General features: G+C 69.8%; 3 protein-coding genes. 2 read left to right on the top strand and 1 reads right to left on the bottom strand.

The window, feature by feature from the left end:
- Positions 1 to 225 precede the first annotated feature (225 nt).
- Positions 226 to 2,754 (top strand): sulfite reductase flavoprotein subunit alpha, encoded by a 2,529-nt coding sequence (locus tag IAE56_RS04160; RefSeq protein WP_200751581.1) that lies wholly within the window; start codon positions 226 to 228, stop codon positions 2,752 to 2,754.
- A gap of 47 nt (positions 2,755 to 2,801) precedes the next feature.
- Here the strand turns inward: IAE56_RS04160 and IAE56_RS04155 are convergent, their stop codons facing one another.
- Complete coding sequence (locus IAE56_RS04155; protein WP_200751580.1) at positions 2,802 to 5,339, bottom strand: methyl-accepting chemotaxis protein; 2,538 nt, start codon at positions 5,337 to 5,339, stop codon at positions 2,802 to 2,804.
- Positions 5,340 to 5,542: 203 nt separating this feature from the next.
- On the opposite strand from IAE56_RS04155, the gene IAE56_RS04150 reads away from it, so the two are divergent.
- Positions 5,543 to 6,379, top strand: a complete 837-nt coding sequence (locus tag IAE56_RS04150; RefSeq protein ID WP_200751579.1) for an arylamine N-acetyltransferase — start codon at positions 5,543 to 5,545, stop codon at positions 6,377 to 6,379.
- The last annotated feature ends 73 nt before the right edge of the window (positions 6,380 to 6,452 follow it).

Here is a 6,452-nt window from a genome sequence, read left to right as displayed (position 1 = left end):
GCTTACATGGACGTACTTGCAGCGTCCCCCTCAACCGGACCCACCCCGCCAACTCACGGATAGCCGGCCTTTGACGTTGACGTTGCCTCTGCGGGTGCAGGGCTGCAAGCCCTGCAATAAAACCCTCCTTGACCACAGCCAGTCCGCCCCCGGAGAATTACGGGATTAATTCTCATTTGCTGTTGCGCAGGATGCGGGCGGCAGCCTCGACGGCCTCTCTCCCCGATGTTCAAGAACGTCCTGTTCCAACTGCACTGGCTGCTGGGCATCACGGCCGGCACGATCCTGGCCGTCATGGGCCTCAGCGGCGCCACGCTGTCCTTCGAGGACGAGCTGCTGCGTGCCGCCAACCCCGGCTTCGCCGCCATCGCCGAACACCACGACGACGGCCAGCAGCCGCTCGCGCTGAGCGAACTGGTGCCGCTGCTGCAGGCCGGCAGCGAGCGCCCGCTGCAACGCCTGCGCGTGGACGCCACCGGCCAGCGCCCCTCGGTGGCGCGCTTCGCCGGCGGCAAGGATCACTGGGTCTACTTCAACCCCTACAACGGCGAACGCTTCAGCCACCTGCGTGGCCAGGCGTTCTTCGATTTCGTCGAAGACCTGCACCGGCACCTCGCGGCCGGTGAACGCGGCAAGGTCGTGGTCGGCAGCTGTGCCATCGCCCTGTTGTTCTTCGCCCTGTCCGGTCTGTACCTGCGCTGGCCGCGCCGCTGGTGGCACTGGCGCAGCTGGCTGGCAGTGGAATGGAAACGCAGCGGCCGCGGCTTCCTGTGGAGCCTGCACTCGGTGATCGGTACCTGGGTGCTGCTGATCTACCTGATGAGTGCGCTGACCGGCCTGTGGTGGTCGTTCGACTGGTACCGCAGTGCAGCCAATTCGGTGCTGGGCGTGACCCCGCCGGCCAAGCACAAGGTCGCGCCCGATGCCGTGCTCGACCTGCAGCATGTCGAGGACACGCTGTATGCGCAGCCCGGCGTGCGCAGCGGTTACATCGACCTGCGCCTGCCGGAAAAACCGGGCCAGGTGCTGAACGTGCGGGTGATGTCCGGCGACCCGGCCCTGCGCGGCGGCCACCACGACCGCGCGCATGACCTGCTGCAGCTGGACCCGGCCAGCGGCGCGCTGCTCGATGCACGCCCCTACGAGCGCCAGGGCACCGGCGGCAAGCTGGCCACCAGCGTGTTCGCGCTGCATTCGGGCAGCTACTTCGGCCTGCCCGGCCGCGTGGTGGTGATGCTCAGCAGCCTGGCCATGTGCCTGTTCTTCATCACCGGCTGGATGCTGTACCTGGACCGCCGGCGCAGCCAGCGCGCGGCAAGTGCGCTGCGGCAGACCCTGCCTGCGGCGCAGGAAAGCGGCGGCGAAGGCACGCCGTGGCGGGTGATCCATGCCAGCCAGAGCGGCCTGGCCGAACAGCTGGCCTGGCGTGCGGCAGCGCAGCTGCAGGCCGCCGGCCACCCGGTACAGGTGCTGCCACTGGCGCGGGTAACGGCTGCGTTGCTGCAGGACAGCCCGCAGGTCCTGTTCGTGCTCAGCACCTTCGGCGATGGCGAGCCGCCGGACAACGCCCGTCGTGCCGCACGCCAGCTGCTGTCCCAGCGCGTGGATCTTTCGGGCCTGCGCCACGGTGTACTGGCGCTGGGCGATCGGCAGTACCCGCATTACTGCGCGTTCGGCGCCGCGGTCGACACGTGGCTGGCCGGCAACGGTGCGCAGCCCCTGTTCCCGCGCATCGACGTGGACGCCGCGTCGGTGGTGGCACTGCGCCAGTGGCAACGCGAGCTGGGCGCGCTGACCGGCATCGTCACCGATGACAGCGTGCTGCCGCCGGCCACGCAGATGCACGACTGGCAGCTGCTCGCACGCGAAGAACTGAACCCGGGCAGCCTGGGTGGCGCGATCTGGAAGATCCGTCTGGCGCCGCCGGCCGGCACGACCTGGCAGGCCGGCGACATCCTGCACATCGCACCGCGCAACAGCGCGCAGCACGCCGCAGCGGTGCTGCAGGCGTACGGGCTGGACCCGCTGCAGCCGCTGCTGCTCGACGGCACCACCCGCACGCTGCTGGAACTGGCAGGCGAACGCGTGCTGCCCGACGAAGGAGCCGCGCTGCCGGTACAGGACGCCGCGCTGTGGCTGGCCGGGCTGCCGGAGCTGCCAGGGCGCGAATACTCCATCGCTTCGTGCGCCACCGATGGTGCGGTGGACCTGGTGGTGCGCCTGGTGCACGACGCTGCGGGCCGCGCCGGCCTGGGCTCGGGCTGGCTGTCGCTGCATGCGCCGCTGGGCAGCCGCATCGCCGCGCGCGTTCACCGCAACCCGGGCTTCCATCGCCAGGACGGTGCGCCGATGGTGCTGGTCGGCAACGGCACCGGCATCGCCGGCCTGCGCAGCCTGCTGCGCGAAGCCACGCAGCACGACCAGCATGGCCATTGGCTGCTGTTCGGCGAACGCCAGCGCGCGCACGACCAGTTGTTCGCCGAGGAGATCGCGCAGTGGCAGGCCGAGGGCCATCTGGCCCGCGTGGACCTGGCGTTCTCGCGTGATGCCGACGGTGGTGGCTACGTGCAGCACCGCCTGCAGGCCGCTGCGGCGGAACTGCAGGCGTGGCTGGCGCGCGGCGCGGTCATCCACGTGTGCGGTTCGCTGCAGGGCATGGCCGAGGGTGTTGACCAGGTCCTGCGTGCCGCACTGGGCGATGACGAAGTGGAGACGCTGCTGGAGAACGGTCGCTACCGCCGCGATGTGTATTGATCCGCGTCTGGTAATGCCGGCCAGCGGCCGGCACTACCGGCGCGCCATCACGCGGCAACGCGCGGGCGCCGCTCCGGCTGCAGGCGGAACGCCGACACCGCTTCGGCCAGCGCCTGCACCTGGGCCTGCATGTGCGCGGTCGATGCGCCGGCTTCCTCCACCAGGCTGGCATTGCGCTGGGTGCTCGACTCCATCTGCACGATGGTCTGGTTCACCTGGGCGATGCCGGCGTGCTGGTCCTGCGATGCACTGCGGATGGCGGTGAGCAGTTCCGCCAGCTGCTGCACGCTACCGACGATCTCGCCCATGGTGGTACCGGCCTGCTCGGCCTGCACATTGCCCTGGCCGACGCGGGTGACCGAATCCTCGATCAGCCCCTTGATCTGCTTGGCCGCCTCGGCACTACGCTGGGCCAGCAAGCGCACTTCGGACGCCACCACGGCGAAACTGCGGCCCTGCTCGCCGGCACGCGCGGCTTCCACCGCGGCATTCAGCGCGAGAATGTTGGTCTGGAAGGCGATGCCGTCGATCAGCTGGGTGATGTCGCCGATGCGGCGCGAGGCTTCGCTGATGCCGTGCATGGTGGCCACTACCTGGCCCACGGCCTGGCCACCACGCGCGGCCACCGCCGCCGCGCCCTGCACCAGCGCATCGGCACGGCCGGCGGCATCGGCGTTGCGGCCGACGGTGTCGGTCAGTTCGTGCATCGATGCGGCGGTCTCTTCCAGGTTGGCCGCCTGCTGTTCGGTACGCTGCGAGAGGTCATGGTGGCCGGCGACGATCTCACCCACGCCCACATCCAGCCGCGAGGTGGCCTGCTGGATGCGGGTGACGATGCGGCCGAGCTGGCCGACGGTGGCGTTGGCATCGTCGCGCATGCGCGCGAACACGCCCTGCAGGTCGCCTTCCATGCGCACGCTCAGGTCGCCGCGGGCCAGTGCCGCCAGCAGCGCCTGCAGGTCGCCCAGGTTGGTTTCGAAGGTGGCCAGCAGATGGTTGATGCTGGTGGACAGCGTGCGCACGAAGCCCTGCTTGCCCTCCAGCGCGATGCGGCCCTGCAGCTCACCGTGTGCGGCCGCATCGACCAGCGCGGCCACTTCGGTTTCCAGCAGGGTTTCCAGCGCGCGGCTGCGCCATTCCACCGCCACGCCGAGGAAATGACCTTCATCGACGATCGCGTTGGCGATCAGCTGGTAGCGCACGCCGAGGTGATTGATCTCGCGTTCCTCGCGGCGGCGCACGCCGGCCAGGCTGGTCATCGCCGGGTGCAGGCGAACGGCATCGCTGCCAACCAGTGCGTCGGCCGGCATGCCCAGCAGCTGCAGCAGGGCGGGATTGGCGTAGGCCACCTGCCCTTCCGCATCGATCACCATCAGCCCGGTCTGTGCGCTGTCCAGCGCCTGGCGCACGCGGGTGTTGCCACGGGCCACCGCGCGTTCCTCCTCGATGCGCGCGCGCAGTCGCTGCTGCATGTCGATCAGGCGCTGCGCCAGCTGGCCGATCTCATCGTTGGCGTTGTGCACGCGCAGGGTGGTGTCGAGGCGATCGTCGGCAATGTCGCTGGCGAAACGCAGGGTGTCCTGGATCGGGCGGCGTACCGCGCGCAGCACCAGCACCAGGCTGGTGATCAGCACACCGGCCACCAGCACGAGCGTGGCGGCGAACAGCACGCTCATGGTGCGTGCACCGGCCTGCTGGCGTGCCTGCGCCTGGGCCAGCGCCTGTACCTGGGCCTTCTGGAAGGCGGCCAGTGCCGGCGCCACGCTGGCGGCCGTGTCCAGCAGCGACTGCGCTTCCACATCCAGGCCGACGCGGGCGGCGGTGTAGCCCAGCAGCGCGGCCTGATAGGCATCCATGTCGGTGCGCAGGCTCTCCTGCGCCTCGGTTGGCAACCCCGCCAGGGCCAGATCGAAGGGCAGCTTCTCTTCGCTGGCGCGGTCGGCATGGGTGGAGTCGCCATCGAGCAGCAGCAACGCTTCCTGCCGGCGCATCTTCTGCACATGCAGTTCCAGCGCCGGGCGCTGCAGCGAGGTCACGTTCGCCTGCAGTGTGTCGGCAGCCTGCTGCAGCTGCGCGGCCAGACCCGCGTCGCCGCGGCCCATCTCATCCACGCGCTCGAACAGCGCGGCGATGCCCTGCGAGAAGCCGTCGACCGCTTCGGCCAGGGACTGCAGCGCCTTGCGCCGGCCGGCATCCATCGGCATCGCGCGCAGCGCCTGAAGGTCCTGCTTCAGCTCCTGCTGGGTGGCCAGCAGCTGGCTGCGGTCGGCATCATCGAAACTGCGCGCATACTGTGTCTGCAGGCGCCGTGCTTCCGCCACGCGGGTGGCGAGCGCCGCTGCCAGATCGCTGCCGTGCTGGTAGCTGGCCTGGGTGCGGGCCGCCTGTGCGCTGGTGTGGCCGGTCCAGGCGTAGACGCCGGCGATGGCGACCAGGCCCAGGCCGCAGACCCACAAGGTGGCCTTCAGCTTGTCGGCCACGCTGAGCCGGTGCGGCTGCAGCCAGCGCAACAGCCCAGGAAACGCCGAGCGCAGCCCATCGAAGTGGGTGCGCAGGGACCGAAGGCGAACAACCGCGGTCGACATGACAGACTCCAGGCAAAAGGACGCACCTGTATCGGCCTGGATAAGCGGGACTTTAGAACTATTTTCGAGAACTGCCACCGGGGGCGCACTTGCGGTCTTTGTACCGGCCGCAGGCGACGGGGCGATGACATCGGCGCCCTGCCCTTGACCTCAACCCCGGTTGCGGTTGCACAGTAGGTGTCCCTGCCCCGCCTGGTGCCGTCATGACCGCGCTTGATATCCCCCGTTACCTGCAGCGCCTGCAGCTGCCGGCCGCGCCGCCGGCCACCCTGGCCGGGCTGACCCTGCTGCAGCAGCGCCACAACGCCCATGTGCCGTTCGAGACCCTCACCTGCCTGCTGCGCGATGCGGTGCCGATCGACCTGGACAGCGTGCAGCGCAAGCTGCTGGACGCGCAGCGCGGGGGCTACTGCTTCGAGCTCAATGGCGCCTTCCTCGTGCTGCTGCAGGCACTGGGCTTCGATGCCCATGCACTGAGCGCGCGCGTGCTGCTGTCGGCCGCCGAAGGCGAGCTGACGCCGCGTACCCACCTGTTGATCCGGGTGCGGCTGGACGGCGAGGACTGGCTGGTGGATGCCGGCTTCGGCAGCCTGACCCCGACCGTGCCGCTGCGGCTGCAGGAAACAGCCGCACAGGACACGCCGCATGAACGCTACCGGCTGCAGCGCCTGGATGACGGCGATTACCTGCTGGCGGCCAGCAGCGGTGACGACTGGCGGTCGCTGTACCGGTTCGACCTGACGTCGCCGGCGGCGGCCGACAACGAGGTGCGCAACTGGTATGTGTGCACGCACCCGCACTCGAGTTTCCCCGGGGAACTGCGTGCTTCGCTGACGTGGCCGGAGGGGCGGCGCACGATGGGCAGCGGCAACTACACCGAATACCGCCCGGGCCAGGCGCCGGAAAAGCGTGCGCTGCGCGATGTGGCGGATGTGCGGCAGGTGCTGCAGGAGGGCTTTGGCGTGCGGCTGCCGGACGATGCGCGGCTGGACCCGGCCATTGCCGGGTGGCTGCAGCGGTGGCAGGCGACGGCCGGGTAGAGTCGAGCTTGCTCGACTGGGTGCGCGGAGCAGTCGAGCAAGCTCGACTCTACGGGCCAACGGCAGCCGAGCG

It is taken from the genome of Stenotrophomonas sp. S41 (assembly GCF_016624625.1).
Lineage (GTDB): Bacteria > Pseudomonadota > Gammaproteobacteria > Xanthomonadales > Xanthomonadaceae > Stenotrophomonas.
The sequence above is the reverse complement of the archived record's forward strand: the minus strand, read 5'-3'. Positions and strand labels throughout refer to the sequence as shown.

Bases quoted from the DNA above. Each gene is read 5' to 3' on its own strand.
- IAE56_RS04160 (WP_200751581.1), top strand. From the start codon at position 226: ATGTTCAAGAACGTCCTGTTCCAACTGCACTGGCTGCTGGGCATCACG.
- IAE56_RS04155 (WP_200751580.1), bottom strand. From the start codon at position 5,339: ATGTCGACCGCGGTTGTTCGCCTTCGGTCCCTGCGCACCCACTTCGAT.
- IAE56_RS04150 (WP_200751579.1), top strand. From the start codon at position 5,543: ATGACCGCGCTTGATATCCCCCGTTACCTGCAGCGCCTGCAGCTGCCG.